Source organism: Mediterraneibacter sp. (assembly GCF_030825015.1).
In the GTDB taxonomy this organism is placed as follows: Bacteria; Bacillota; Clostridia; order Lachnospirales; family Lachnospiraceae; genus Mediterraneibacter.
In genome coordinates this window covers 67,875-92,709 of record NZ_JAPJQP010000001.1, presented here as the reverse complement: position 1 = coordinate 92,709, position 24,835 = coordinate 67,875, and the positions used below count along the sequence as shown (strand labels likewise).

General features: G+C 42.6%; 26 protein-coding genes. 6 read left to right on the top strand and 20 right to left on the bottom strand.

The window, feature by feature from the left end; all coding sequences use genetic code 11:
- Positions 1 to 12: 12 nt before the first annotated feature.
- The 8 genes from RCH61_RS00430 to RCH61_RS00395 all read right to left on the bottom strand — a co-directional run bounded on the left by RCH61_RS00430 (position 13) and on the right by RCH61_RS00395 (position 9,350).
- The gene (locus tag RCH61_RS00430; RefSeq protein ID WP_306479541.1) at positions 13 to 279 is read right to left on the bottom strand and encodes a PTS sugar transporter subunit IIB; all 267 of its coding nucleotides are present in this window, start codon (positions 277 to 279) and stop codon (positions 13 to 15) included.
- Positions 276 to 740 (bottom strand): PTS sugar transporter subunit IIA, encoded by a 465-nt coding sequence (locus RCH61_RS00425; protein WP_306479540.1) that lies wholly within the window; start codon positions 738 to 740, stop codon positions 276 to 278. The genes RCH61_RS00430 and RCH61_RS00425 overlap by 4 nt, the downstream gene beginning before the upstream one ends.
- Positions 730 to 2,610, bottom strand: coding sequence for a BglG family transcription antiterminator (locus RCH61_RS00420; RefSeq protein WP_306479698.1), 1,881 nt, complete (start codon positions 2,608 to 2,610; stop codon positions 730 to 732). Before RCH61_RS00420 ends, RCH61_RS00425 begins: the two co-directional genes overlap by 11 nt.
- A 333-nt stretch (positions 2,611 to 2,943) precedes the next feature.
- Positions 2,944 to 4,194 carry a glutamate-5-semialdehyde dehydrogenase gene (locus RCH61_RS00415; RefSeq protein WP_306479539.1) on the bottom strand — a complete coding sequence of 417 codons (1,251 nt, stop codon included), beginning with the start codon at positions 4,192 to 4,194 and terminating at the stop codon, positions 2,944 to 2,946.
- A 160-nt stretch (positions 4,195 to 4,354) separates the two neighbouring features.
- Positions 4,355 to 5,542, bottom strand: a complete 1,188-nt coding sequence (locus RCH61_RS00410; protein ID WP_306479538.1) for an iron-containing alcohol dehydrogenase — start codon at positions 5,540 to 5,542, stop codon at positions 4,355 to 4,357.
- On the bottom strand, positions 5,542 to 6,414 hold the full coding sequence (locus RCH61_RS00405; protein ID WP_178006853.1) for a DNA glycosylase: 873 nt from the start codon (positions 6,412 to 6,414) through the stop codon (positions 5,542 to 5,544). The genes RCH61_RS00410 and RCH61_RS00405 overlap by 1 nt, the downstream gene beginning before the upstream one ends.
- 19 nt (positions 6,415 to 6,433) lie before the next feature.
- Positions 6,434 to 7,762 (bottom strand): cytochrome c biogenesis protein/redoxin, encoded by a 1,329-nt coding sequence (locus tag RCH61_RS00400; RefSeq protein WP_178006851.1) that lies wholly within the window; start codon positions 7,760 to 7,762, stop codon positions 6,434 to 6,436.
- Between the two features lie 262 nt (positions 7,763 to 8,024).
- Positions 8,025 to 9,350 (bottom strand): class II D-tagatose-bisphosphate aldolase, non-catalytic subunit, encoded by a 1,326-nt coding sequence (locus RCH61_RS00395; RefSeq protein ID WP_178006849.1) that lies wholly within the window; start codon positions 9,348 to 9,350, stop codon positions 8,025 to 8,027.
- A gap of 217 nt (positions 9,351 to 9,567) precedes the next feature.
- Here RCH61_RS00395 and fba point away from each other — a divergent pair, with 217 nt between their 5' ends.
- Complete coding sequence (gene fba, locus RCH61_RS00390; RefSeq protein ID WP_178006847.1) at positions 9,568 to 10,419, top strand: class II fructose-1,6-bisphosphate aldolase; 852 nt, start codon at positions 9,568 to 9,570, stop codon at positions 10,417 to 10,419.
- 94 nt (positions 10,420 to 10,513) lie between these two features.
- On the opposite strand, the gene RCH61_RS00385 is transcribed toward fba, so the two are convergent.
- The gene (locus tag RCH61_RS00385) at positions 10,514 to 11,050 is read right to left on the bottom strand and encodes a hypothetical protein (protein ID WP_178006846.1); all 537 of its coding nucleotides are present in this window, start codon (positions 11,048 to 11,050) and stop codon (positions 10,514 to 10,516) included.
- A gap of 28 nt (positions 11,051 to 11,078) precedes the next feature.
- Complete coding sequence (nagA, locus tag RCH61_RS00380; protein WP_178006844.1) at positions 11,079 to 12,227, bottom strand: N-acetylglucosamine-6-phosphate deacetylase; 1,149 nt, start codon at positions 12,225 to 12,227, stop codon at positions 11,079 to 11,081.
- A gap of 114 nt (positions 12,228 to 12,341) precedes the next feature.
- On the opposite strand from nagA, the gene RCH61_RS00375 reads away from it, so the two are divergent.
- Entirely contained in the window at positions 12,342 to 13,538 is a 1,197-nt protein-coding gene (locus RCH61_RS00375; protein ID WP_306479537.1) for a helix-turn-helix transcriptional regulator, read from the top strand.
- A gap of 18 nt (positions 13,539 to 13,556) precedes the next feature.
- Here the strand turns inward: RCH61_RS00375 and yajC are convergent, their stop codons facing one another.
- The 7 genes from yajC to agaB form a co-directional block, all read right to left on the bottom strand.
- Positions 13,557 to 13,844 (bottom strand): preprotein translocase subunit YajC, encoded by a 288-nt coding sequence (gene yajC, locus RCH61_RS00370; protein ID WP_178006840.1) that lies wholly within the window; start codon positions 13,842 to 13,844, stop codon positions 13,557 to 13,559.
- 75 nt (positions 13,845 to 13,919) lie between these two features.
- A complete protein-coding gene (locus RCH61_RS00365) occupies positions 13,920 to 15,101 on the bottom strand; it encodes an SIS domain-containing protein (protein WP_306479536.1) in 1,182 nt (393 codons plus the stop codon).
- A 117-nt stretch (positions 15,102 to 15,218) separates the two neighbouring features.
- Entirely contained in the window at positions 15,219 to 15,647 is a 429-nt protein-coding gene (gene agaF, locus RCH61_RS00360; protein WP_306479535.1) for a PTS galactosamine/N-acetylgalactosamine transporter subunit IIA, read from the bottom strand.
- Positions 15,648 to 15,697: 50 nt separating this feature from the next.
- A complete protein-coding gene (locus RCH61_RS00355) occupies positions 15,698 to 16,363 on the bottom strand; it encodes a hypothetical protein (RefSeq protein ID WP_178006833.1) in 666 nt (221 codons plus the stop codon).
- A gap of 107 nt (positions 16,364 to 16,470) precedes the next feature.
- The gene (locus RCH61_RS00350; RefSeq protein ID WP_306479534.1) at positions 16,471 to 17,385 is read right to left on the bottom strand and encodes a PTS system mannose/fructose/sorbose family transporter subunit IID; all 915 of its coding nucleotides are present in this window, start codon (positions 17,383 to 17,385) and stop codon (positions 16,471 to 16,473) included.
- Positions 17,375 to 18,208 carry a PTS mannose/fructose/sorbose/N-acetylgalactosamine transporter subunit IIC gene (locus RCH61_RS00345; protein WP_306479533.1) on the bottom strand — a complete coding sequence of 278 codons (834 nt, stop codon included), beginning with the start codon at positions 18,206 to 18,208 and terminating at the stop codon, positions 17,375 to 17,377. Before RCH61_RS00345 ends, RCH61_RS00350 begins: the two co-directional genes overlap by 11 nt.
- 37 nt (positions 18,209 to 18,245) lie before the next feature.
- Positions 18,246 to 18,722 carry a PTS galactosamine transporter subunit IIB gene (gene agaB, locus RCH61_RS00340; RefSeq protein WP_004845570.1) on the bottom strand — a complete coding sequence of 159 codons (477 nt, stop codon included), beginning with the start codon at positions 18,720 to 18,722 and terminating at the stop codon, positions 18,246 to 18,248.
- Between the two features lie 531 nt (positions 18,723 to 19,253).
- Between agaB and RCH61_RS00335 the strand changes: the two genes are divergently transcribed.
- The gene (locus tag RCH61_RS00335; RefSeq protein ID WP_306479532.1) at positions 19,254 to 20,474 is read left to right on the top strand and encodes an argininosuccinate synthase; all 1,221 of its coding nucleotides are present in this window, start codon (positions 19,254 to 19,256) and stop codon (positions 20,472 to 20,474) included.
- Positions 20,475 to 20,538: 64 nt separating this feature from the next.
- Here the strand turns inward: RCH61_RS00335 and RCH61_RS00330 are convergent, their stop codons facing one another.
- Together RCH61_RS00330 and RCH61_RS00325 are read right to left on the bottom strand one after the other, a co-directional pair.
- Positions 20,539 to 21,426 carry a C39 family peptidase gene (locus RCH61_RS00330; protein WP_306479531.1) on the bottom strand — a complete coding sequence of 296 codons (888 nt, stop codon included), beginning with the start codon at positions 21,424 to 21,426 and terminating at the stop codon, positions 20,539 to 20,541.
- Between the two features lie 92 nt (positions 21,427 to 21,518).
- Positions 21,519 to 22,484: a dipeptidase gene (locus tag RCH61_RS00325; protein WP_306479530.1), complete on the bottom strand. Its 966-nt coding sequence runs from the start codon at positions 22,482 to 22,484 to the stop codon at positions 21,519 to 21,521.
- Positions 22,485 to 22,619: 135 nt separating this feature from the next.
- Here RCH61_RS00325 and RCH61_RS00320 point away from each other — a divergent pair, with 135 nt between their 5' ends.
- From RCH61_RS00320 to RCH61_RS00310, 3 genes are read left to right on the top strand one after another with little or no spacing between them, the layout of a single operon-like run.
- Positions 22,620 to 23,351: a gamma-glutamyl-gamma-aminobutyrate hydrolase family protein gene (locus tag RCH61_RS00320; RefSeq protein WP_306479529.1), complete on the top strand. Its 732-nt coding sequence runs from the start codon at positions 22,620 to 22,622 to the stop codon at positions 23,349 to 23,351.
- Between the two features lie 27 nt (positions 23,352 to 23,378).
- Positions 23,379 to 23,561 (top strand): hypothetical protein, encoded by a 183-nt coding sequence (locus RCH61_RS00315; protein ID WP_306479528.1) that lies wholly within the window; start codon positions 23,379 to 23,381, stop codon positions 23,559 to 23,561.
- Between the two features lie 54 nt (positions 23,562 to 23,615).
- Entirely contained in the window at positions 23,616 to 23,864 is a 249-nt protein-coding gene (locus RCH61_RS00310) for a spore coat protein (RefSeq protein ID WP_306479527.1), read from the top strand.
- A gap of 99 nt (positions 23,865 to 23,963) precedes the next feature.
- Here RCH61_RS00310 and RCH61_RS00305 read toward each other — a convergent pair whose 3' ends face one another.
- Positions 23,964 to 24,812, bottom strand: a complete 849-nt coding sequence (locus RCH61_RS00305; protein WP_306479526.1) for an HAD-IIB family hydrolase — start codon at positions 24,810 to 24,812, stop codon at positions 23,964 to 23,966.
- Positions 24,813 to 24,835: the final 23 nt, after the last annotated feature.

The following is a 24,835-nucleotide window of genomic DNA, read 5'->3' as shown; positions in this document are numbered from 1 at the left end:
TATACCGCCTCCTTACTCATTCAAATATGGTCTGATCTTTTCTTCGATTTCTGCTTTATCTAAGAGATTCGTAATTGCCAATACCGGAACATCTGCCTCGATCTGTTTTGCAATCTCTGATGACGCCACGATCAAGTCACAGCTTTTCCCTTTATAAGAACCTAGATCTGTCGCCTCGCCTTCTACCGTAATGCCTTGCTTTCTTCCAATTTCTTTCACCGACATTAACAACATAAGACTTGTCCCAAATCCCATTCCGCACACTGTTACAACCTTCATCTTCTCGCCTCCTTTTCCATCAATTTTTCCAGTTCCTCATATGTATTCAAAGCTGCCAGTTTTTCAATCATCTGATCGCCTGCCAGCAAAGAACTCAAATCCTGCAAAAGTTCAATGTGCCCATCGTCTGATACTCCCCCCAGTGCAAACACAACCCAAACAGGGTCATTACAAGGATGATGAAAACAAACCGGTTCTTTTAGTTTCACAAAACTAATGCATGGTTCTTTTACATTTCCACCTGGTCTTGCATGCGGCAATGCTAACCCCGGAGCCATTACCATGTACGGTCCGAGCCTTTGATAGGAATCTATCATTTCTTTTACATATCCTGCTTCTGCTTTTTTACTTTCGACAAGAATATTTCCACAATATTCGATTACCTCTTCCGGCGTAGATAAAAGAGGCGGATCCAACCGCACCATTTCTTTTGTCAGCATCCGTTTCAGTCTATTTCCCATAATACACCTCCATATAGCGTTCTACCTCTTCCGCCGATTTACAGGACAATAATCTGTTCTTATCTTCCAGGTTCAAAAAGAGATGGAATATATATTCTAATTCTTCTTTCATACGGTCATCCCCTCGTTGGAAACACCCCATAACAACTAATTTCACTGATGTTCTTCCCCAAATAATCGGTTCTTTCAATAACGCAAATACAAGAAAACTGTTGCCTTCGATCAAGCCGTGAGGCATTGCGATTCCCTCCACAATTTCTGTCGATACCAGATTTTCACGCCCCACGATCCCTTCTGCTTCCTGTTCCGTAATAAACCTTTTTTCTCTGCACAGATCACATAAGTAATTCAATAACTCCATTTTTTCCATATATCGGTCGATATACAAATACATTTTCGGTACGCTCTCATACCTCCATTTTTGGTGGTGCGCCAAATTTCCGACAAGTTGTTCCAATGCAATCTGTTCTTTAATATCCAGCATAGGGGACAGCCACACCCACGGTTTATCTGCAATTTCCGACTCTTCTATCGGAAATGTCGTAATGAAAAAGTCTACATTTTCTGCTTCTTTTTCTGCCTCCTCTAAAAGACAGATTCCTATCACTTCGAGGTGAGGATATTTATTGTGCAGTCTGCTTTCCAACAATTTTGCCGAACCGATTCCACTTCCGCAGATAATCGCGCATTTCCATTTTTTAGATTTCAGGCTTCTCTCCAAATAGGATGCGAAATGCATTCCCAAAAAACTGATCTCATATTTACTTAACGAAAGCTTTGTCCATACCGAAATCTCCTCCGCCACTTCCATCGCATAGTAATATGCCGTAGGGTAACTTTCCAAAACATCATTGTAAAACAGATTTTCTGTCTCCATCCCCAAAAGATATCTGCTGAAATTAGACGCCAAATGAAGCACGAGTCCGTTTACTAAAATATCATCCTGAAACAAATCTACTTTATAATCGTTTTTAATTCTCTGAAACGCTCTCTCTGTCAGATCCTGATAAAACTGAAGATTTTTTTCGTTAACACTGTCTACATACCCGTTTTGCCAAAAAGCCTGTCTGTAAACAAGGGCAAGATATATGTTTTCTATTTCCGCATCAGATTTCGGACAGGCTGCTGTTCCAAGCCTGTTTTGGATATCACGGACAACTTCCATATCATGATTCAAATGAACTGTCTGACTAATATTTGCGAAATAATCGGTCTTAATCGTTTTCCCTATCGCAATCCTCTGCCTTTGTATCAACAAATATTTCAAAAAGAATAGTTCATTTTCTTTCCTTTTATACACTGATTTCTGTGCAAGCTCCGCATCAATCTCACTTCTCACTTTCGTCAACATTTCTTTTGAAACACTAAAAATCTTCTCTGTCTCTTCTAATGACTGCTTCTGCAGCAATTTATATAAATAATTTCGTATATAAACCTCACTGCCTCCTACAAAAAAACCGACATATGGCTTATTTAAAAGCCTAAGACCTTCTTTTTCCAGCTTCCTCTCTGCTCTTTCCATAATTTTAGACATACCTGATCTGCTATAGTGCAAAAGCTCTGCAAGATCATCCAGCTTACATGTCGGCTCTAAAAACAATTTATAAAGCACCTTTGTCACTTCCGCATCTTCTTCAACTGCCAGCACATCCCTGAATTTTTCCTCTTCAACAATCTCTAACCGATATCCTCTTCCCTTTACTGTATGAACCAAAAATCCATATTTTAAAGACTGTTCTTTTAATTCTTTCATATACCGGATCACTGTCCGCTGACTGATTCCAACCAGCTCCCCAAGTTCTTGTGAATTCAAAAATTCTTTTGAGGATTCCAACAGAGCCTCTAATAACTGTCTGTATTTTTCCTGCATTTTCAAGCTCCTGTTCCTCCTTCCCTTTCTCTTCACTGTTGTTATATTGATTATAATAATATCCATTTATGAAGTCGATATGCATTTATGGCAGTTAACACATGCCAATTTTCTCACCTCTCGCCTGTTCAATAGCAATCATCAATCACACTTCGATTTGCCATAAAATCTCGGTACAAATACTACGCTGTCGTACAGATGATTCGCAGATCGGCCTTTTCAAATCAACGAGCTGCTCATCCCAAAGAACGTCTATATTGTATAGAACAGCATTTTCTACACGACAAAAAAAAGACAGATAACTCTGTCTTTTCTTTGTCTCACTATCTGCAATTATTTTCTGATCTGTCCATTGCCGAATATAATATATTTTGTCGTAGTCAGCGCTTCAAGTCCCATAGGTCCTCTTGCATGAAGCTTTTGGGTACTGATTCCGATTTCAGCTCCGAAACCAAACTCAAAGCCGTCTGTAAAACGCGTAGATGCATTTACATATACAGCCGCCGCATCGATCTCATCTTGGAATTTCAGGGCATTGTTATAATCATTTGTGATGATGGATTCGGAATGTCCTGTATTATATTTATTAATATGACTGACCGCCTCATCAATGGAATCCACTGTCTTAATTGAAATAATCGCGTCAAGATATTCCATTCCCCAGTCTTCTTCAGAAGCTTCTTTAATATCCGGACAAACCGCGCGGGCTCTTTCATCCCCGCGTATTTCAATTTCATGTTGTTTTAATTTCTCAACAATCGGTGGAAGCGCCTTTTCCAACACTTTACTATGGATCACAAGTGATTCACATGCATTGCAGACTCCCATTCTCTGCGTCTTGGCGTTTTCAATAATATCAACTGCCATACGGATATCCGCCGTCTCATCTACATAAACATGACAGTTTCCCGTTCCGGTCTCAATAACAGGCACTGTACTGTTCGCCACGACATTCGCGATCAACCCTGCGCCGCCTCTTGGAATAAGTACATCGATCAAGCCGTGCATCTTCATCATCTCATTCACAACTTCCCGACTTGTATCCTCGACAAGAAGAACAAGATCCTGACAAAGTTTCGCTTTGCGCAGCGCGGATTTGATTGCACGGACGATCGCCTGATTCGAACAGATCGCATCGCTTCCTCCGCGCAAGATCACCGCATTCCCGGTCTTAAAGCAAAGACCAAAAGCATCAGCAGTCACGTTCGGTCTTGACTCATAAATGATTCCAACAACACCAAGCGGAACTCGCTTCTGACCGATCCGTAAACCATTCGGACGAATTTTCATCGAAAGGATTTCTCCAACCGGATCATCAAGGGAGGCAATCTGCCGGAGTCCTTCTGCCATATCTTCAATCCTTTTTTCAGAAAGTGCCAAACGGTCGATCAGAGACTGTTTCACTCCTTTTTCCTCTGCTGCCTTCAGATCTTTTTGGTTTTCTGTAAGGATTATCTCCCGCTGCGCGATCAACTCATCTGCTACCGCGCAAAGTCCTTTATTTTTCTCCGCCGTTCCGAGTTTTGCCGCTGCCGTGGCGGCATTTTTTGCATGATTTGCAAGCATTTCCATATATGATTCCATTTATATGCTCCTTTCTTCCCGCCCGACGTCAGGCAGTACGCATTATTATAGCTGAACTGTTATAAATTTTTCTTATTGTATCACCTATCGCACTTTTGTGCTACTCTTTCTTTATAAAACAGTTTTCAAACAGCTTTTGAAGCACTCTTTTTGCAGGACTTTAATCTCGTGCCGCCGCCTTTTTATAGATCTGATAAATATCTTCCTGATCCAGTTTCTTTACACATCCTATCGTCCGTTTTCCGAAATGACTGCATTTTAATGCAAGTTCCCGCATCTGCTCTTCACTTACTTCAAGTTCAAGTCCTCCAAGATCTGTCGGCATTTCGATCTGTCTGAAAAATGTTTCCATCGCCTCGATTCCCTTTTGGATTACCATATCTCTGTCGCTGTCTTTTTTCACACCCATAACATTGACCGCAAACTGTTCAAACCGATTCGGAAGAGCATCCCATACATAACGAGCCCAGCTTCCCCATACCGCGGCCAAGCCTGCGCCGTGCGCCACATCGAACATTCCTCCCAGTTCATGTTCAAGCTGATGACATGCCCAGTCGCCGCCGTCATTTCCACATGCCATCAATCCGTTATGAGAAAGGCTTCCCGCCCACATCACTTCTGCCCTTGCCTCATAACAATCCGGAGCATCCATCAAAATCTTCGCATTTTTCATCACCGTACGCAGAAGATGTTCACTAAGTCCATCCGTTAATTCCATATTGTCGCAATGGTTAAAATATCTTTCCATCGTATGCATCATAATATCCACGCATCCGCTCGCAGTCTGATATTTCGGAAGCGTCATTGTCAGTTCCGGATTCATAACTGCAAATTTCGGTCTGCAATAACTGCTGTTATATCCGCGTTTCAGCCATCCGTTCTCATTTGTGATGACAGACGAATCACTCATCTCCGAACCTGCCGCCGCGATCGTAAGCACAACTCCGATCGGAAGACATCCGCATGCCTGACGTTTCTTCTCATAAAAATCCCAAACGTCCCCTTCATTCTTCACACCATATCCGATCGCTTTTGCAGAGTCGATCACACTTCCGCCTCCGACTGCAAGGATAAAATCCACACCCTCTTTTCGGCACAGATCGATACCTTCATACACAAGCGACAATCTCGGATTCGGAACAACTCCTCCCAAAGAAAGATAGGAAATACCTGCCTCATCAAGTGATGCAAAGATCCGGTCAAGGAGACCGCTTCTTTTTACACTTCCGCTTCCGTAATGAACAAGCACTTTCCTGCAATCTTGTTCTTTGACAAGCTGTCCGATCTGATTTTCCGTCTCTTTTCCAAACACGACCTTTGTCGGCGCATAATATTGAAAATTTTCCATTATTGTTTATCTCCCTTCAAATCATAATAAAAAATATACTGCTGCATTACTCCTGCGCATCCCTTGTATTTCTTAAACGGAAATTTACCCGCATATACTGTATCAAGCACCTTTTGAATATGCGTATCAACCGGAAAAGCATCAAGCTTATGAAGCGCAAACAGACAGATACAATCGGCAACCTTACCGCCGACACCTGACAGCTGCAGCAATTCTTTCCTTGCTTCATCATAAGACATCTCTTTTATTTTTTCAAGATTCACTGTGCCATCTGCCGCCATCCTTGCCGTCTTGCACAAGTATTTACTTCTGTAACCAAGCTTAAGCGCCCGAAGTTCTTCTTCGGACGCCTGTGACAGTTGTTCTGCTCTTGGAAACGCATAGTATTCTTTTCCGTCATATGTCTCTTTTCTGTCCCCATACTGCCGACTGATGTTCTGTATCATCATTTTGATCCGTGGGATATTACTCTGCTGGGACAAAAGAAACGTCACGATCATTTCCCACAAATCTTGTCTCAGAATCCGAATGCCGCTCCCGAATTGTGCAGCCTTTCTCAAATATTCATCCCCCTTTATAAGAGACAGGTAATCGTTATAGCATGTATCGAGATCAAAATATCCTTTCCAAACTTGTTCAAATTCTTCCTGCGTGCAGTAAAACCTCACCTTTCCAACGCTGTTTTCCGCTTTTTCTCCGTCATCTGGCGCTTTTGCTTCTTTTGGATCTTCTAAAACCTCAATTTTTAAATACCGGTCTCCTGCTGTAAGTTCATAGAATTTTTCCGTTCCCTCTATCGGGTCCAGCCTGAAACATTGCCCTGAAGCGCAGATCTGTGAAATGGAAAAATTTTCTTTTTCTATCGTAATCATCTTTTTGAGTTCTCCTTTTTTACGGCACTTTTCCTTCCAATGTCTGATCAATGATACTTCTCATAATATCTTCCGTAAGCTGTCCGGTCACATATCCATAAAGATTTCCGTCACGATCGATCATATATGTTGTCGGGAAAGCCGAAATACCGTACCACTCAAACATTTCGCCTGTTTCATCCATCAGCACCGGATATGTATATCCGTTCTCCTTCATAAAGTCCGTAATCTCCGAAACAGTTCCCTCCTGTCCGACTCCCGGACCTGCAACTCCAAGGATCACAACTTCTGCTTCCTCGCCCTTCTGTGCATATTCTTCATAAAGTTTTTGGATTTCCGGCATCTCATTCCGACATGGACCACACCATGTCGCCCAGAAATTCAAAAAGACAACTTTCCCTTTATAATCATCCAGATTATGTGTGTTTCCATACTGATCTTTCAATCCTGTCATATATGCGCGGACTTTTTCTCCATCCTGTTCTTCTGTCTGTTCTTCTGTCCCTTCTTCTGAAGATTCAGCCGACTCTTCTCCAGCGGCTGTACTGCCTGCCCCATCTTTGTCAACAGATGAATCTTCCTTCTCACTGTCCTGCGCGGTCTGCTGTCCGATCGAAGACAAGTATCCGGTAATATCATTCATTTTTCCGGTAAACATCAGCAGTCCCATGAGCACCATGAGCACTCCTCCAACCTTCACCGTATAACGAACAACTTTCATATGTTTTTTAAAGAAATTTAAAAGCTGTGCGGTAAAGATCCCTGCCAAAAGAAACGGCAGGACAAATCCAAGTGTATAAACTCCGATCAAAAGAAAGCCTTTCGCACCTGACTCTGCACTTCCTGCCATAAGAAGAACGCTTGTCAGCGCCGGACCCACACAGGGCGTCCACGCAAAACTAAATGTGAATCCCATGATCAAAGCCGTAATCGGCGACATTGTCATTTTATCAAGATGAAGCGGAAGCCTGTGTTCTGATCCGAGCACTTTGGAGCTTCCAAAAACTCCGAGCTGATATAACCCGAACAAAACGACTAATATTCCTCCGATCCTTGCAAACAGCATTCTCTGTTCATGGAAGAAACTTCCGGCAGCCGATGCGCCCAACCCGAGGATGAAAAATGCTCCTCCGATCCCTGCTACGAAAAAAAGTACTCTTAAAAATAATTTAATCCTATTTCCCTTCATTCCGCTGTCCTGCCCGCTTCCAAGCGCCGTATTCAAACCGCCTGACAAGTACCCCAGATAAAGCGGTACAAGGGGCAATACACAAGGAGAAAAAAAGCTTAGTAATCCTTGTACAAAAACTGTAACTGCGGAAATTCCGGTCTCAATCGAAAATCCCATATCCTACTCTCCGTTCTTTTTCTTTTTTGTTTTTTTGTTATCTGTGTTTCTTACTTTTTGCTTTCTTTTCTTATAACATATTTTTTACGCTTTGGACAGTGATATTATCACCAACAAAAAAGCGTCCGTGAACAATGACTTTTTACAAGTCTTGTCCGCGAACGCTTCCTAATTCAGCTTAAACAGTTATTGAACTGCCTGCATTCTGTATCTATACTGCTATACCACAGATCTGCATAACCCGAAATTTATGAATTTCCTCTTAGAGAAGTTCATTCTGATGTGTTCCGTACAGATATTCATCAATCGTATTAATAATGCGATCCTCGATCAATTCTACCGGATCGTTCTTCAAATATCCTTCACGTACTTTCGTATACTGGATCGGCATGAACTGGCTGAGCAGATTCAGCGGAATTCCAAGTGTGCGAAGGTTCGTAAGCAAACGGTCTGCAGCAGCTTCTACAGCCGGTGTCGGCATATAATATCTGCAGCGGTCTGAGAAAGAATATTTTCTCTTCAGACGAATCTCAAGTTCTGTTCCCTGATAATGTTTCTTCCAGTTTTTGTCATTTTTAAGCATCTCAGCATCAAGAACTTCTGCGAACTTACTCGGCTCTGTATCTGTTCCGTAGATCAGTTCTTTCTCGATATTTTCCAAAGCAAACATCGCTTCACGCATAGCAAATGTAAGTCCCGGACCTACTTTCAAAATGCCGACGCCATCTTCTACAAGCTCACGCAATTTGATCTTTGTCTGATAGTCTGTAGAATGTCCTTCAAATACAAGTGTCGGAAAATCTTTGATCGCAGCCATAAGATCTTTTGCTTTCTCGCGGTCATACTCTGTACATCCGCTGTCTTTCTCTTCTACGCCCGGCTGAACAACAACTCCGATTACACGCTCCCATACGTCTTTATCAAGACCTTCTTCTGCAAAAGCTTTCTCGAATGCTGCAACTGTATTCTTAAAATCTTCTACTTTCGTTACCTGAACTCCGTTATCTTCTGCTCCGACAGCTCCGCCCGGGATCGGCACTTCACTTCCGATTACATATACCGGCGGGATTGCTTCGGGATCACGCGCCAGCAGTTCCTTGTATGTCTCTTCTGCAACTTTTGCAAGATGAGCGCCGCGTCCTGCGATAATCTCATCTGACAGACGAACATCTTCCGGATCGCTGTTCACCTTCATACTTGTATCAATATGGATCTTTGTAAATCCTGCAGCTACATAGTGACGGATCAATTCTTCTGAATCAGCCATCGCCTCTGCTTCATCTTTATATGCGAATGTAAGCGGTCCTAAATGATCTCCTCCAAGAAAGATTCTGTTGCGGTCAAATCCGTTACGATCCGCAATCTCAAGAACAAATTTTTTAAAGTCAGCAGGTGTCATACCTGTATATCCGCCGTTCTGATCGCACTGATTTGCCGTACTCTCGATCAAAACGCAGGATCCGTCTGAAAGGCCTCTCTTAAACGCCGCCTCGATAACATAGCCGTTGGCGCTGCACACAGAATAAATTCCGACATTTTTACCCTGTTTCTGCAATTCAACAATTTTTTTCAATGGATTTTGTCGCATGATAAACTCTCCTTTTCGATTTACTTTGTTATATTTATCGTAGCACTTTCAATTTGCGCCTACTTTGGATTAATTAAACAATCGTTTGCATTTTTTGAGAAAGTGCAAAATGGAAATGCGAAATCACCTGTTCTGTGCTATACTTATAGCGAAAATAATTAATTAAAATGTAATAACAAGAAATTACATTAAATTCTAAAGAATCGAGGTTGACATTATGCCATTAGTTACAACAAATGAAATGCTGAAAAAAGCGCAGGCAGGACATTACGCAGTAGGCGCATTCAACGTGGAAAATATGGAAATGGTCATGGCGGTTATCAAGGCAGCCGAGGAAATGAACTCCCCGGTCATCATGCAGACAACTCCATCCACAGTAAAATATGCAGGACTTGACTATTATCTTGCAATGGTAAGAACAGCCGCAGAACGTGCAAGCGTTCCGGTAGCGATCCACCTTGACCACGGCAGCAGCTTTGAACTTGCAATGCAGGCTCTCCGCACAGGATATACTTCTATCATGATCGATGGTTCTCACGGCTCTTTCGAGGAGAACATCACTTTAACACGCAGAGTGGCAGACGCATGTCTTCCTTCTCAGATCAGCGTAGAAGCTGAGCTTGGTAAAGTCGGCGGTAAAGAGGATGATCTTGAAGCAGAGAACGATTCTCCGTACACAGATCCTCAGCAGGCAAAAGAATTTGTAGAGCGTACAAACGTAACTTCACTTGCAGTTGCAATCGGAACAGCACACGGACTGTATCAGGGAACGCCGAAGCTTGACTTCGAACGTCTTGCTGCAATTCGCGAAGTTGTTTCTATTCCTCTTGTACTTCACGGAGCTTCCGGTGTACCGGACGACGCAGTACGCGAGTCTATCAAACTTGGTATCTGTAAAGTAAACTTTGCTACAGAGCTTCGTATCGCATACAGCGACGGCGTGAAGAAATATCTTGCAGAGAATCCGGACGGTTTCGATCCGAAGAAATACGGAACTGTAGGTATGGAAAACGTTACAGCTCTCGTAAAAGAAAAAATCAGCGTATGCGGATCTGAAGGACAGGCTTAATTATAAGCTTTCCCCGCATAAACATATAAAAAATACAGACCGGAGAATTTATCAGATCTTCGGTCTGTATTTTTTATTTTTATCTTCCTGTCATTTATTTCATTTTTGTCAGCGCAATTATATGCAGAATTGCAAAGTATATACCAACAAGAGCAATTCCTCCACTGAGTACACATAAGCCGACAGAATACTTTTCTACATATGCATTCAATACGACAAGCACTGCAAGAAGAAGATACAGTATAATAAGAACGACCACTTTTCCCTTCGCCTTATTTTCCACGATGTACTGAAGCGCCGAAACACGGCGTTCAAAATCTACATCATTTACCACTTCCATTTTTTTCAAAAATCCGCGGCGGAACGCAAATTCTGCAATCGCCATCATTACTGCCCAGGCAACCGCTGCCTGAAGCCATGTCAAAAACGTTGCGCCGAACAAAATTGCCGCAAACAGAAGCACAACAAAACGATTTTTAAAAAACAGCGCCGAGTTCTCATGCTTTTTATCTACGAGATACCCTTTTTTGGTAATCATATCGTAAAAAATAACCCGTCCCTTTTTATCTGTATAAATATTTCTGCCTGACAGGCGGATCTTCTCCACCGGTTTCGATTTTTTCTTAGCCATTTTTAATCATTCCACAATCTTTCATTTTCTAGTTTTTATCTAACATTGCTTTTCCCATGCAGTATGTCTGAAGTACCTGATAATCACGGTCAAGAACAACAAGGTCAGCATCCAATCCGACTTTAATAGAACCTTTGCGATCATCGATCTTTAAGCATGCAGCCGGGTTCTTCGTACAAGAATTAATTGCTGTATCTACCGGAACAAGCGCTTCTTCGATCAGAATACGCAAACCGTCATTAATATGAAGTGTAGATCCAGCCAGTCCTTTTGATGATGTCAGATGCGCACTTCCATCTTCGTAAATCTCAATCTCGTTTCCGCCGAAAATAAATTTCGATCCTGCCGGTGAACCTTTTGCCATAAGTGCATCACTTACCATGATTCCGTAATGAGGTCCTTTTGCTTCAAAGAACTGATGAAGCGCTAACGGTGTTGAATGGTTACCGTCACAAATAATCTCTCCGTACATGCTCTTCATTCTGTAAGCAGCGCCTACAAGTCCGTTTGCACGATGATTAAACGGTGTCATTCCATTGTATACATGTGTCATTGATCTTGCACCATGAGCAAATGCCTGTACTGCCTCTTTGCTTGTTGCAGCGGAATGTCCGATACTTACAACGACTCCGTGATCTGCACAGTAGCGTGTCAATGCAAAATCATCATCTGTCTCTGTTGCCATTGTAATATATTTGATCAATCCGTTCGCTGCTTCCTGGTATTTCTTAAACTGCTCTACCGTCGGTTTTACAATATACTGTTCCGGCTGCGCTCCCTTGTATTTCATATCAAGGTACGGTCCTTCAAAATGAACTCCCAGAATCTCTGCGCCTTCATATCCGTCTTCAACAACTTTTGCCACGTTTTTCAAAGCGTTCGTCAAAACTTCTTCGCTCTGTGTAATTGTTGTTGCAAGGAGAGCCGTTACGCCTTCATCTACGATATTACGAACCCAGTAACGAAGTCCGTCTTCTTTCGCATCGTTTGTGTCAAATCCATACGCTCCATGGCAGTGTACATCGATAAATCCCGGTAAAATGCGGTTATCACCGTAATCACAGTCTACCGGATGTTTTCCGTACTCATAGATGTCAACGATTTTTCCGTCTTTCACTTCAATCTGTGCTTCTACGAACTGATCTGCAAACCAAACTTTTTTACTTTGAATAATCATTACAATTCCTCCTGTCTTTCGTAGGATATACGAATCCCACATCTTGATTTTCATTAAAAAATGTTATATTATTTAAAAAGTACAAATCGTTTTTTACAACCGAGGTATACCATCATGACAAATCAACATACAACAAACAAATTTGAACCTTTCGGATCATTTTATGATGAACCGCTCGATACTCAAAAACATAATTTAAATCAATGGGAGTTTTCTGCATCTTCAAAAAAATTAGATACTCTCTTTCTTTTTCCATGCGAAATATATATAGAGTGTCCCGCCGGGTTGGCGCTTCTTCTTATCGCCGCATCCCCTGACATGACGGATCTGAAAACAGTTCCGCTGCGTCATAATTTAAAACTTGCGCCGAACACTGCATTTAACCTGATTCCGTTGACCTCTTCTCTTACATGGCGCATTCTTATAGCGAAAAACTGCTGTAAAGAACAGCAGCCTGCAGATTTTACAAAACCTCTGCCAACGCCGTATACATACCAGCCTGTATCTGTACCGTTCCATTTGAGACGGATTGTAGACTGCTGGTTTACGAAGCAGTCCAAAGCGTGTCACATCGCACAGCCTGCGCATAAATCATACGAATTGATCTATGTATACGAAGGCAGTCTGGATATCACGCTTTCTTCCGGGAAGAACACGCTTCAGCCTCATGATCTGATCATATACCGTTCAGACAAAGCCGAAATGTCCGTTCAGGACGGCTGTTCCTATCTCACAGTTGTGTTTGAGGTAAATCACAGACGCTCTCTGCATGTCCTGGATCATACATTTCACTGTACAAGTGAGATGCAGCAGATCCTTTGGAAACTTTTGATTGAAAGTGAAGAACATTCCTACTATACGCACACTTTAATGATCTGCTATCTTCAGGAAGTCCTTCTGTTGATCATGCAGTTCTATGAGACAATGAACCATAAAACGCTTTTGACAGACAGCAAGTCGGCTCAAAATGACCTTCTCTCCGAGATCTTAGCCTACATGAACAAACGTATAACCGAGCCGCTCACGATTGAAGATATCTGTCATGAATTTTTTATCTCGCGATCTTCCCTGCAGGCATTGTTCAAGACACACCTAAATACTTCGCCGAAAAACTATCTGCTCAATATTAAGCTTCAAAAGAGTAAAGAGCTGATCCGCGAGAACCAGTACACAATCAGCGAGATCGCATACAGACTCGGTTTCAGCTCCATCCACTACTTTTCGAGGCTGTTTAAAAAATATTTTAACACAACGCCAAGCGACTATGCCAGAAAAGCAGCCGAGAACCAAAACCGCCAAAACAAACTCTGATTATATCTGCATGATGCTTTAGTCTGTGATTACGTTCTGAATGCTGTATCGGGAAATTTGGATCACAGTGCTTTTGTTGATCTCCACATCGATCACATCATTTTTGATCTTAACGATCTTTCCGTAAATACCGCCCGCGAACATGATGCGCGCTCCGACTTTGATTGCTCCTTGCAGATCGCGCATCGCTTCGCGGTTTTTCTTCATGTTTCTTGAAGACATTGCGATCAGAACGATTGCGCAGACGCCGACAAGCACTGCAACTGTAACACAAGTCCAAATAATAACTTCACTGTTAATAGCCATAATTATATTTTATCCTCCTTATCGGAACATGGTCTGCCTTTCGGCAAACCATGTTCTTTCTCTTCCAAGCCGGTCTTATTTTCTTGTATACGGATAAAGTGTAACACCTTTTACAACTCGGTTTACTTCACCTGTCGGACACGGATTATCCGGTGTAATGTCAAGTGAAAGTGATTTAAGAACTGCAAGTGTCTGTGCAAACAAGATATAGTCAAGTCCGAGAAGAATATTCTCATTCTCCTCTTTCATATCATATACAACTGTGTAATCTGCAAGCGCTGAAACTGCCTCGTCTGCGCTGCTCATAACAACTACGATCTTGTTTCCTTTTCTCTGTCCGCTCATTTCCTTGAGAAGATCAACTTCATACTGTCTTGTATAAGCTTCATCACTCAAATATACAACTGTCAATGTTGTGTCATCAACGATTGATTTCGGGCCATGACGGAATCCCATCGGTGTGTCATACATTGTAACAACACGGCCTGCTGTCAGCTCAAGCATCTTAAGAGCAGATTCCTGAGATGTTCCTTTTAATGTGTTGCTTCCAAGGTATACGATACGCTCGAAATTATATTCGTCAACGATCTGCTGAGCAACGCCATAGCTATTGTCAAGGAAGTTCTGTCCTGCTGCTGCAATCTTGCGAACTTTTTCAACTGTCTCTTCCAGCTCATTCAGGTGGAAGCAAAGATATGTTGCAAGATACATATTAGAGTAGCTTGATGTCATTGCAAAACTCTGGTCATGTGTCTCATCTGTCAGGTTGATTGCATAGCAGTTATGTGTCTCTGCTGCACGTTTGGAAAGAGCTCCGTTTTTATTACATGTTACAAAGAGATGATAAACGTTATCGCACACGCTCTCTGCCGCATCTACTGCTCCAACAGACTCCGGTGAGTTTCCTGAACGTCCGAAGCTGATCAAAAGCGTCGGTTTCGTACGGGACAGATAAGCCTCCGGTGTAGCAACGATATCTGTTGTTCCGTAAGATTTTGCTTTGTGGTCGAGCAGTCCTGCAAGATGAGCAAACAATGCGTTTCCTACGAACTCACTTGTTCCTGCTCCTGTAAGGATCACATCGAAATCATCACATTTGATTACCTGATCGATAAATTTCTGAAGTTCATCTTTGTGCTCTTCGATCTGACGGCATGTCTTCTCCCATGTCGCCGGCTGCTGATAGATTTCCGACAATGTAAATGTTGAAGATGTCTCCTTCATTTTGTCTTCTGTGATACCAAAAATTGTACTCATAATTTATCTCCTTTCGTGCTGCTTTTTGCAGCGTGTTTTATAGTATGCAGTTAATATTCAGACTTACGGCTGTATTCTTTCAAACGAACATCAGCCATATTTGTTAAAAGCCTCGTTTTAAATTCCGTCTTCAGACTCTTCCTGTACTACCTGCTTGAATTCATATTTTGTTACCTGCTCTTTTCCTGTCTCAAGTACAGACTCTACAAGTCCATCCAAATCGTCCATGAATTTACGCGACATTACGATCTCTACGAGCATCGGCAGGTTTGTGCCCGCAACAATACGTACATTCTCTTTTCCATGTCCGAGTGAAGCTGCAACGTTAAACGGTGATCCGCCCATCAAGTCTGTAAAGATAATAATTCCTTCACAATCTTTCAACTCATCCATTGCTTTGGCAATCTCTGTTGTCAATTCTTCCGTTCCGTATGTCGGAAGGAAATCTACATAGCGGTATGCTTCCTGCTCTCCTGCGATCAAATTCACAGAGCTTGTCATACCTGAACCAAAATTTGCATGTCCTGTAACGATTAATCCTACCATAATATATCTCCTGTTCTATTTACTGCCTGCATTTTCTGCAGCATTTTGCTTTAACTATCTTGCTCCTGCGCCTCGGCCTCTCTAAGATAACGATCGACAACGGGCATATAAACAGCTTTGGGATGTAAACAAGCCTTTGCGCTCTGCATATAGATCAGCGCGTTTTTGTCATCCCCCAGAGCAGTATATTGCTTTGAAATCATAACCAAGATCACTCCGAGTGCAAATCCATAGTACCGCTTTGAATTAATATCCTCGTCCATCTCTTCGATCAGATCTGTTCTGCCGTCAAGCATGACAGCATATGCATTTTCATTATAATGAATAAATGCTTCGTCCCCTGTTTTCTTAATTTCTTTTAAGATCCAGTCTGCATACTTCCTGTTTCCTTTGATCAGGAACGTATGGAAATATGTTTCCAGAAAACTTTGCTTATCATCAGGGCGCGGATATGTCGTATCCAACATGTGTATGAGCATTTTCTCGAATTTTTCTTCTTCTTTCGCCACATATAACGCTCTTAATTTATAGAGGTCACAGACATACTCTCCAAGAAGTTTTCTCGTAATCCACATATCTGCCGTTCTCTCTACAAGAACACAGTCCTTATTTTTAAGCCCGACATTCATATTATGCAGTTGAAAATTTTTGATGCCCTGAAAGATAAGATATCCGACAGCGGCAATCAATATAATAAAAATTGTTATTGTGTTCAAAAAGCCACCTAATTTCTCTGTAAAATAATGTAAGGGGGGGGATTAAAATCCCTCCCCTTACTTATACCCGACATAGATTTATGTCGGCATTTTCATAATGAATCGACTTATTCAGCCGGCTCCTCCGGAAGCTGATACCACTCAACAAGCGGTGTATATCCTCCCGGAATTGTGTTTCCTTCAGCATCCATAGCTTTGGAATCACCTGCCCAGATACCGAATGCACAACCTACGATACCTACTACGAGGATAAGGATGATACATTTAACCGGTGTCCAGCCTTTTTTGATCAGAACGTAAATTCCAAGTGTGATCAACAACGGGATCAGTTTCGGAAGTACTCCGTCAAGAAGTCCCTGAATGTTGATTGCCGGATCGCCAACAACGATACGCAGTGATGTTCCACCATAGTTAGCAATAAGTCCACCTACAACGAAGATACCAAGGATACTTGCTGCACGAGTAAACTCTTTTGCGCTTGATGTCAACAGTGTAACTGCTTTTGTACCAAGTCCGTAAGACCAGTACATAAGTCCAAAACGAACTGCAAACTGAACAGCATTGAAGATGATAAGGAAGAGAACCGCACCGATAATCTGTCCTTCCATCGCCATGTTCGCTGTCAAACCTGCTGTGATCGGAACAAGTGTCAGCCAGAAAAGAGCGTCACCGATACCACCGAGCGGTCCTGCTGCGGAAATACGTACGGAACGGATTGTAGCTGTATCAGCCTTGTTCTGCTCAAGGGAAAGAACAATACCCATTACAAATGTTACGAGGAACGGGTGAGTGTTCAAGAAGTCAAGGTTGTGTGCCATAGAAGCTTTAAGGTCTTCTTTGTTTGTATGTATTTTCTGAAGACCCGGAAGAATGCCCCAAAGCCATCCACAAGCCTGCATTCTTTCATAGTTGAAGGATGCCTGTAAGAAACAGGACAGCCAAACCATTTTGTTCAAAGTTTTTTTATCCAGCTGTGGTGCCGGAGTCAAGTCCTGATATTTCTCTGGAATATTATATGCCATCCTGGTCACCTCCTACAAAGCCTGCGCCTGCGCCGGCATTCTGTTTGATCTTTGTCTGTGTTGTGAAGTCATAGATTGCAATAGCTGCACCTACGAATGCACAAAGGAGAAGTGTTGCTCCTGCTGTTGTTGCGTTTGCAGCACAGATAAGTGCCATTGCGAAACCTGCAAGAAGGAATCCCCACATTTCTCCGGACATCATAACTTTCATCAGGATAGCAAATCCAACGAACTTCATAGCGCCGCCTGCTGCATCCAGACCAGCCATTACCCATGAGAACTGGTAAGAGAAGTCTTTCAGTGTCTCACCAAGAGCTGTTCCACCGTAAAGTCCTGCTACTGCAAGAACTCCGAACAGACATCCAAGTACTGCCATCTCAAGGAAGTTGATGTTGCGGATACCTTTAACATTTGCTTCCTCAGCGTATTTGTCAGCTTTAGCCATCATACCGGACATAAATGTAAATGTCAGTGTAACTGCATACTGTCCGAATACTGCGAACGGAATTGCAAGACCCATTGCTGCGCCTACACCGTCTGCTGTAGCTTCCATGTCAAGTGAAACTGCGAAAATAGTTGCCATAATACCACCAAGAATTGCGTTTGGCGGCTGTGCACCACCGATCGGCATACTTCCGATCTGAATAAGCTGGTAAGCACCACCTACTACGATACCAAGCTCGAAGTTACCAAGGATTGCTCCGATAATCGGACAAGTAACGATCGGCTGGTACAGGGACTCTAAGAAGCTGAACTGGTCAATACCCATGATAAAGGCTACTACGAAAACCAGAAGAGCTTGGATGATTGTAATATCTCCCATGTTTACTCCTTTCCAATTAACCGATAAAACTTAATTATCATTTGAATAATTTTTCTGTACTTTCTGCCGGTGTATCAGGAACTCGTTTAATTTCCAGTTCCACACCGAGATCCTGCAACTTTCTAAAAGTTGCAACATCATCGTCATCAACTGCAACCGAAGTTGCCACCTGACGTTTACCTTCAGCCATGTGCATATTACCGATGTTTAATTTCTTGATCGGTACGCCGCCCTCTACGAGCTTAAGCACATCCTGCGGTGATTCGCAGATAATTGCAATATGCTGATTTGCAGAAGCTTTGTGGATGATATTGATTGTCTTCTCGATTGTGAAGAAACGTGTCTGCGCATAAGCTGGAGCAGCCATGTTCATCAAACCTTGACGGAATTCATCCGCGGCAACCGCATCATTCGCAACAAGTAACAGGTTCGCGCCTACAACGCCGCACCACTGTGTTGCTACCTGACCATGAATCAGACGATTGTCAATTCTTGTCAATCGAATATCTGGCATTTTTGTGTCCTCCTTCCTTATTAAGATTAGCATTCATCGGACAGGTCAAAGCCCCTTTCCTCATGCCGTTTCAACAAGCTCTCTTTAAGAAAATAAAAATACCTAAAGAGTAAATCTGCTTACGAAGGTTATTATACCAAATTCCAAGCTGATTAGTTTGCACTTTTTATTTATCCATTTGCATTTTTGATTAGATAATTTTAATGAAAAAGTTATGCTTTTTTTATTTTTTTATCACAAAAGTTACAATCAATCCCTTTCGTTTTACATTTTTTTCATATTTAATATGGAAGAAACACAATTCCGGTCTTATTTTCCCCTTATTTTTACAATTTTGCGATACTTCCGGTTGTCTTTTGCATATTCGCATTTCATTTTTGCATTTTTATGCATTTTAATTACATTTTATGCATTTTTATTTATTTTTTCATTTTTCTATTGCATATTTATGAAATTAGGTGTATAGTATGGATAGTTCAAACAAAAAAATGAATTTTTAACAAGAAAAATAAATTTCAGGAGGCAATTAAAATGAGTAAAGAAAAAGTTGTACTTGCATATTCAGGAGGTCTTGACACAACAGCGATCATCCCATGGCTGAAAGAGAATTTCGACTATGATGTAGTCTGCTGCTGCATCGACTGCGGACAGGGAGAAGAACTGGACGGACTGGAAGAAAGAGCAAAACTTTCAGGAGCTTCCAAATTGTATATTGAAAATATTATTGATGAATTTTGTGACGATTATGTAATGCCGTGTGTTAAAGCCGGCGCTGTATATGAGAATAAATACCTGCTCGGTACGTCAATGGCGCGTCCGGTCATCGCCAAAAGACTTGTTGAAATCGCACGTAAAGAAGGCGCAACAGCCATCTGCCACGGCGCAACAGGAAAAGGAAACGACCAAATCCGTTTCGAACTTGGAATCAAAGCGCTTGCACCGGATCTTAAGATCATCGCTCCATGGAGAATGACTGACGTTTGGACAATGCAGTCTCGTGAAGAGGAGATCGAATACTGTAAAGAGCACGGAATCGATCTTCCGTTTGACGCAAAACACAGCTACAGCCGTGATCGTAACTTATGGCACATCAGCCATGAAGGTTTGGAGCTGGAAGATCCGGCAAACGAGCCGAATTATGATGATCTGCTTGTTCTCGGTGTAACTCCGGAAAAAGCTCCTGATGAAGGAGAATATGTAACAATGACTTTTGAAGCCGGAGTTCCGAAAACTCTGAACGGAAAAGAAATGAAAGTTTCCGAAATCATTACAGAGCTGAACGCTCTTGGCGGAAAACATGGCATCGGCATTGTTGATATCGTCGAAAACCGTGTCGTAGGAATGAAATCCCGCGGTGTATACGAGACGCCGGGCGGAACGATCCTTATGGCAGCTCACGAACAGCTTGAAGAACTCGTTCTTGATCGGGCTACATATGAGGTGAAGAAAGATCTTGGCAATAAATTTGCGCAGATCGTTTATGAAGGAAAATGGTTTACCCCACTTCGCGAAGCAATTCAGGCATTTATCGACGTTACACAGCAGTATGTAACAGGCGAAGTGAAATTCAAATTATACAAAGGCAATATTATCAAAGCCGGCGAGACATCTCCTTATTCTTTGTACAGCGAATCTCTCGCAAGCTTTACAACAGGCGAACTTTACGATCATCACGATGCAGAAGGATTCATCAATCTGTTTGGACTTCCGTTAAAAGTCCGTGCAATGAAGATGCAGGAACTCGAAAAATAAAGCGGTCGCCATTGCCAAATAGCAGCGCCCTGCTCCATTCTCAGAGCAAGGCGCTGCTGCTCTTTTATATTTTTGAAAATACCCATAAATTCTGAATCTGTGGTTCTAACCTCTCATAATCCCAAAGCTGCCCGCTTCTGATCCTGCTGTTTGGATCATTCACTTTGAGCTTTCCATCCTCAACTTTCGTCAATACAATAAAATGTCCTGTTGTCGTAAAGTCTCCGGGACGCATACTACAAATAACAGGATTTCCGCTTTCCAACGCCGAAAACACTCCTTCTTTACTTAATCCGATCTCTTCTCCCCATACTCCGAAAGACTGCACTCCTTCCGACATCAGCGTCCAGCTTGTTCCCGCATCCCCGGCATAATACCCTTGCTGTTGTGCAAACTCCGCCACTTTATACGGCGTAATCGAAGGATCTCCAAGCAGCCCGCAAAGAACCATAGATACGCAGGTCGGACCACATCCATTGACCGCAATCATTCCATCACCGTAAGTACAGTATCCCCATCGTTCATCCCATTGCAAAAGCAAAGGGATCTCTCCTGCATCCCAGTCACCGATCGTATCTGCCGGAGGATTCCCCTTCATTTGAGCATAATTTTTGACAAAATCTGCTGTCTCCGGGTTTTTGTCAAGAAGATCTTTTAAAACATCCGCGTTCTCTTCGTCTTCATCAATAAATTGATATGCTGATTTCGCTTTCAGCATCTCGCCGCCTTCTTCTATAAATCCGCTGAGCGATCCGCCTGTTCCGGACATTCCACCGGAAAGGAAACCCCTCACCCACAAAAATGCAGTCAGAAGAATCGTTCCCGCAGCAACCGCCGTAACAAGTTTCTTCAGCCTTCTGAACCTCTTCCTCCGTTTCCGTTGCTTCCGTTTCAGACTGCTGTTCGTTCTGCTTCTTACGTTGTTTCTTTCATATCTGCTGTTTTCCCGCATCTTATTGACCTCTTATAAACTTCTTTTTCTTTACAGCAGAAAGTATATCCCCAAACGCCCTTCTTTTCTTTAAACAAAATCCTAAAATTTCTTTAATTTTTCACTTCCCGGAACACTTCTTTCATCACCCGCAAAACGTTTCCAGAAGCTATCTTTTCAATCTGCCGACCCGTAAGACCTGTCCGTTCTAACTCTTCCCATAATTTTGCCACATCCATCACATCCCTGATTCCTTTCGGAAGGGCTTCTTTTGGAAATCCGTCAAAATCTGTACCAAGAGCCACCGCATCTTCACCTGCTTTATCGACCATCCATAAAACATGCCTTGCAAGATCCGGGATTTCCGCCCGTCCGCTTTCTTTTAAAAATGCAGAATAAAAATTCACTCCCGCAACGCCTCCGTTTTCTCCGAGAAGATGAAGCATTTCATCTGTCAGGTTTCTCGGATGCTTGCAAAGCGATCTTGCGTTTGAATGAGACGCCACAACAGGAACGCGACTGTATTTTATACAATCAAAAAAACCTCCGTCCGAAAGATGGGATACATCGATCAACATTCCCAGTTCATTCATCCGTTCCACAATCTCTATTCCAAAAGGTTTCAGTCCTTTTTCCATCTGCGTCCTGTCTTTACTGTTGGGACTGCCGATACAGTTTTCATAATTCCATGTCAGCGTCAGAAGGCGGACTCCTTCATCATATAATATCTTGAGCCGTTCCTCACGGTTTCCCAAAACGCCTCCTTCTTCCACCGTCAGAAGCATTTTCGGACAGACCGGCTCTGATACATTTGATGCGCTCTTTTCCTGCCGGAAGCTCGTTCTTTCATTTCCGGCATATCGGATCATATCAAGAACAGCCGCGTACGCCCTGTCTTCCACTCCGATCCGATCTCGGTCATAATCATTTAAGTTTACAAAACAGGCAAAAAACTGTGCATAAGCACCTGCTTTATCGAGCCGTTTTAAATCTACGCATAACGAATTGTTTATCAGAGTTTCCTGTCTGTTCTTATAGAGTTCACTTACCGTATCGCAATGCAGATCAATCCATCTCATATCATTCCCTCTTTTCCTATTTTTATTTCCCTCTTCTCATGTATAAGCAGCTTCTTTTTTACATATTCTGACTATAACACAAATAAGGCAGTCTTTGGCTGATCTGCCTTAAAAATCAATTTGAAAGGAAACGACATGTATCCAAAAATCGGCATTGTTATCTGCGGATTCCATGAGGATCGGCAATTTGTACCTAATGTTTATATTCAATCTATCCGTTATTCAAAGGGAATTCCTTTTTTGATTCCCCTTGTGCGCAGCGACCGGCTCATCAACGAATATGTCCATTCCTGCGACGGCTTCCTTTTTTGCGGCGGGGAAGATATCACCCCGCTGCTGTTCGGAGAAGAACCGCAAAAAGGAAACGGAAAGACAGACATCACCGTAGACCTCTTCCAGATACGGTTCATGAAACGCATCCTTGCGTCCCACAAGCCTGTCCTTGCAGTCTGCCGGGGAATGCAGATCTTAAACGTCGCATGCGGCGGTACAGTCTGGCAGGATCTTTCCCTTGCTCCCCAGCCTGTACTCGATCACATGCAGCATTCTTCTTCCAGAGGAGATGTCAGCCACCGGATCAAAATTGATCGGGGTTCAAAGCTAAAACAATTCATCGGTTCCTGCCTTTATGTCAACAGCTTCCACCATCAGGCTGTCAACACGTTAGGGAAAAATATCCGCGCAAGCGCCCGTTCCCACGATGGAGTGATCGAAGCGATCGAACTTTTAGGACATCCTTTTACGATCGGTGTGCAGTGGCACCCGGAATGCATGTACCGCACCTCGCCGGAAATGCGTTCTCTTTTTCACGAATTTATTGCTCATTCACTTATAAATAACCAAAATACCGGGCATACTACTTCCTGAAATCGTATTTATAAGGAGGTTGTATCTATGTCAGAAATATCGATCCTTGATCTTCAGAATCTTCGTCATCTTATCGGAGGTTATTCCACCACACACTGCAAGATGACAGATTACGCTTCAAAAGCAGAAGATCCTGAAATCAAAAAACTTTTCCAAGAGGCGGCAGATTCCGCCATGAAAAACAAACAGGAACTGATGAAATTCCTGTAATCTCACATTTTTACAAAACAATGAAACAAATCATTCCAAAACGAGGTGAATAAAATGGACGAAAAAACAATGGTGTCAGACGCCCTTGTAGGGATCAACGGAGAACTGAAAATGTTCGGAGACATGATTCCGCAGACAGAAAACAAAGAATTAAAACAATGCTTGAAACAGATCCGCAACCAATGTGAAATGGCACAGGAGAAAATGTACACTGCAGCTCGTGAAAAAAGCTACTATGTACCTGCAGAAAAAGCATCTGTTCAGGAAATCGAACATGTGAAATCAATTTTAAGCACAAAATAATCCCATTTTCTTTTTCTTACAACAGAAGGACTTACAAAAAGATCAGAGTGCATCCGGAAGAATAAATTCCGTCTGCACCCTGATCTGACTGTAGGTCTTTTATATTGAGAGGATATATTTTTCAATCGCCTCTGCCGCGCCGTCATGACGGTTTGACAAGGTTACATAATCTGCCTGCATTTTCAGAGTTTCCCCCGCGTTTCCCATCGCGATCTTCAGACCGGACTCATCAAACATAAACTGATCGTTCTCTCCGTCTCCGATGCACGCGATCTCCTCTTTCTCCACTCCCAGGTAAGAGGCAAGCGCTTTCAGTCCGTTTCCTTTGGATGCCTCTGCTGAAAATACTTCTGCATATATTCCCGTATAAGCAGCCTTCACTTGCGGATAACGAGAAAGAATCTCTTTTAGCTTCATTTTCCCTTTCGACGTAGGAAAATAAAATTGAAGTTCTTCTACATCACAGCCGCTTCTGACAAGAATTGCCTCCATATCTCTCACACAGCAGACTGCAGCCGCATCTTTCCCATAAACGATCCGTCCCGCCGAAGTAAACAGTTTTCCCTGTGCAAAATACCGATGTTTTACATGCGCTGCAACCCCGAATTTTTCCTGACTGCATGCAGAAACAATCGAAAGTGCGTCTTCTTGTTTGATCAGCGCCTGAAACAAAGTCTTTTTCTCCTTCACATCTGTTACCATCGCACCGTTTGATGTAATTGCGTAGCGGAACAATCCCTGGTTCTTCTTGTCATCTTCTGTTTTGCTCTCCCGCAAAACACCGGCCGCCAGCCTGTGGGGAACACAGCCTAAATTCCGGCCTGTACACGGCACAACCGTAATCCCTTCTTTTGCCGCCTTCCTCAGCGTTTCCAATGTTCTGTCTGTCATACGGCTTCTTCCGTCCAAACACGTTCCGTCCATATCCACTGCAAGTAATTTTATCATTTTTTCACCTGTTCATTTCTTTT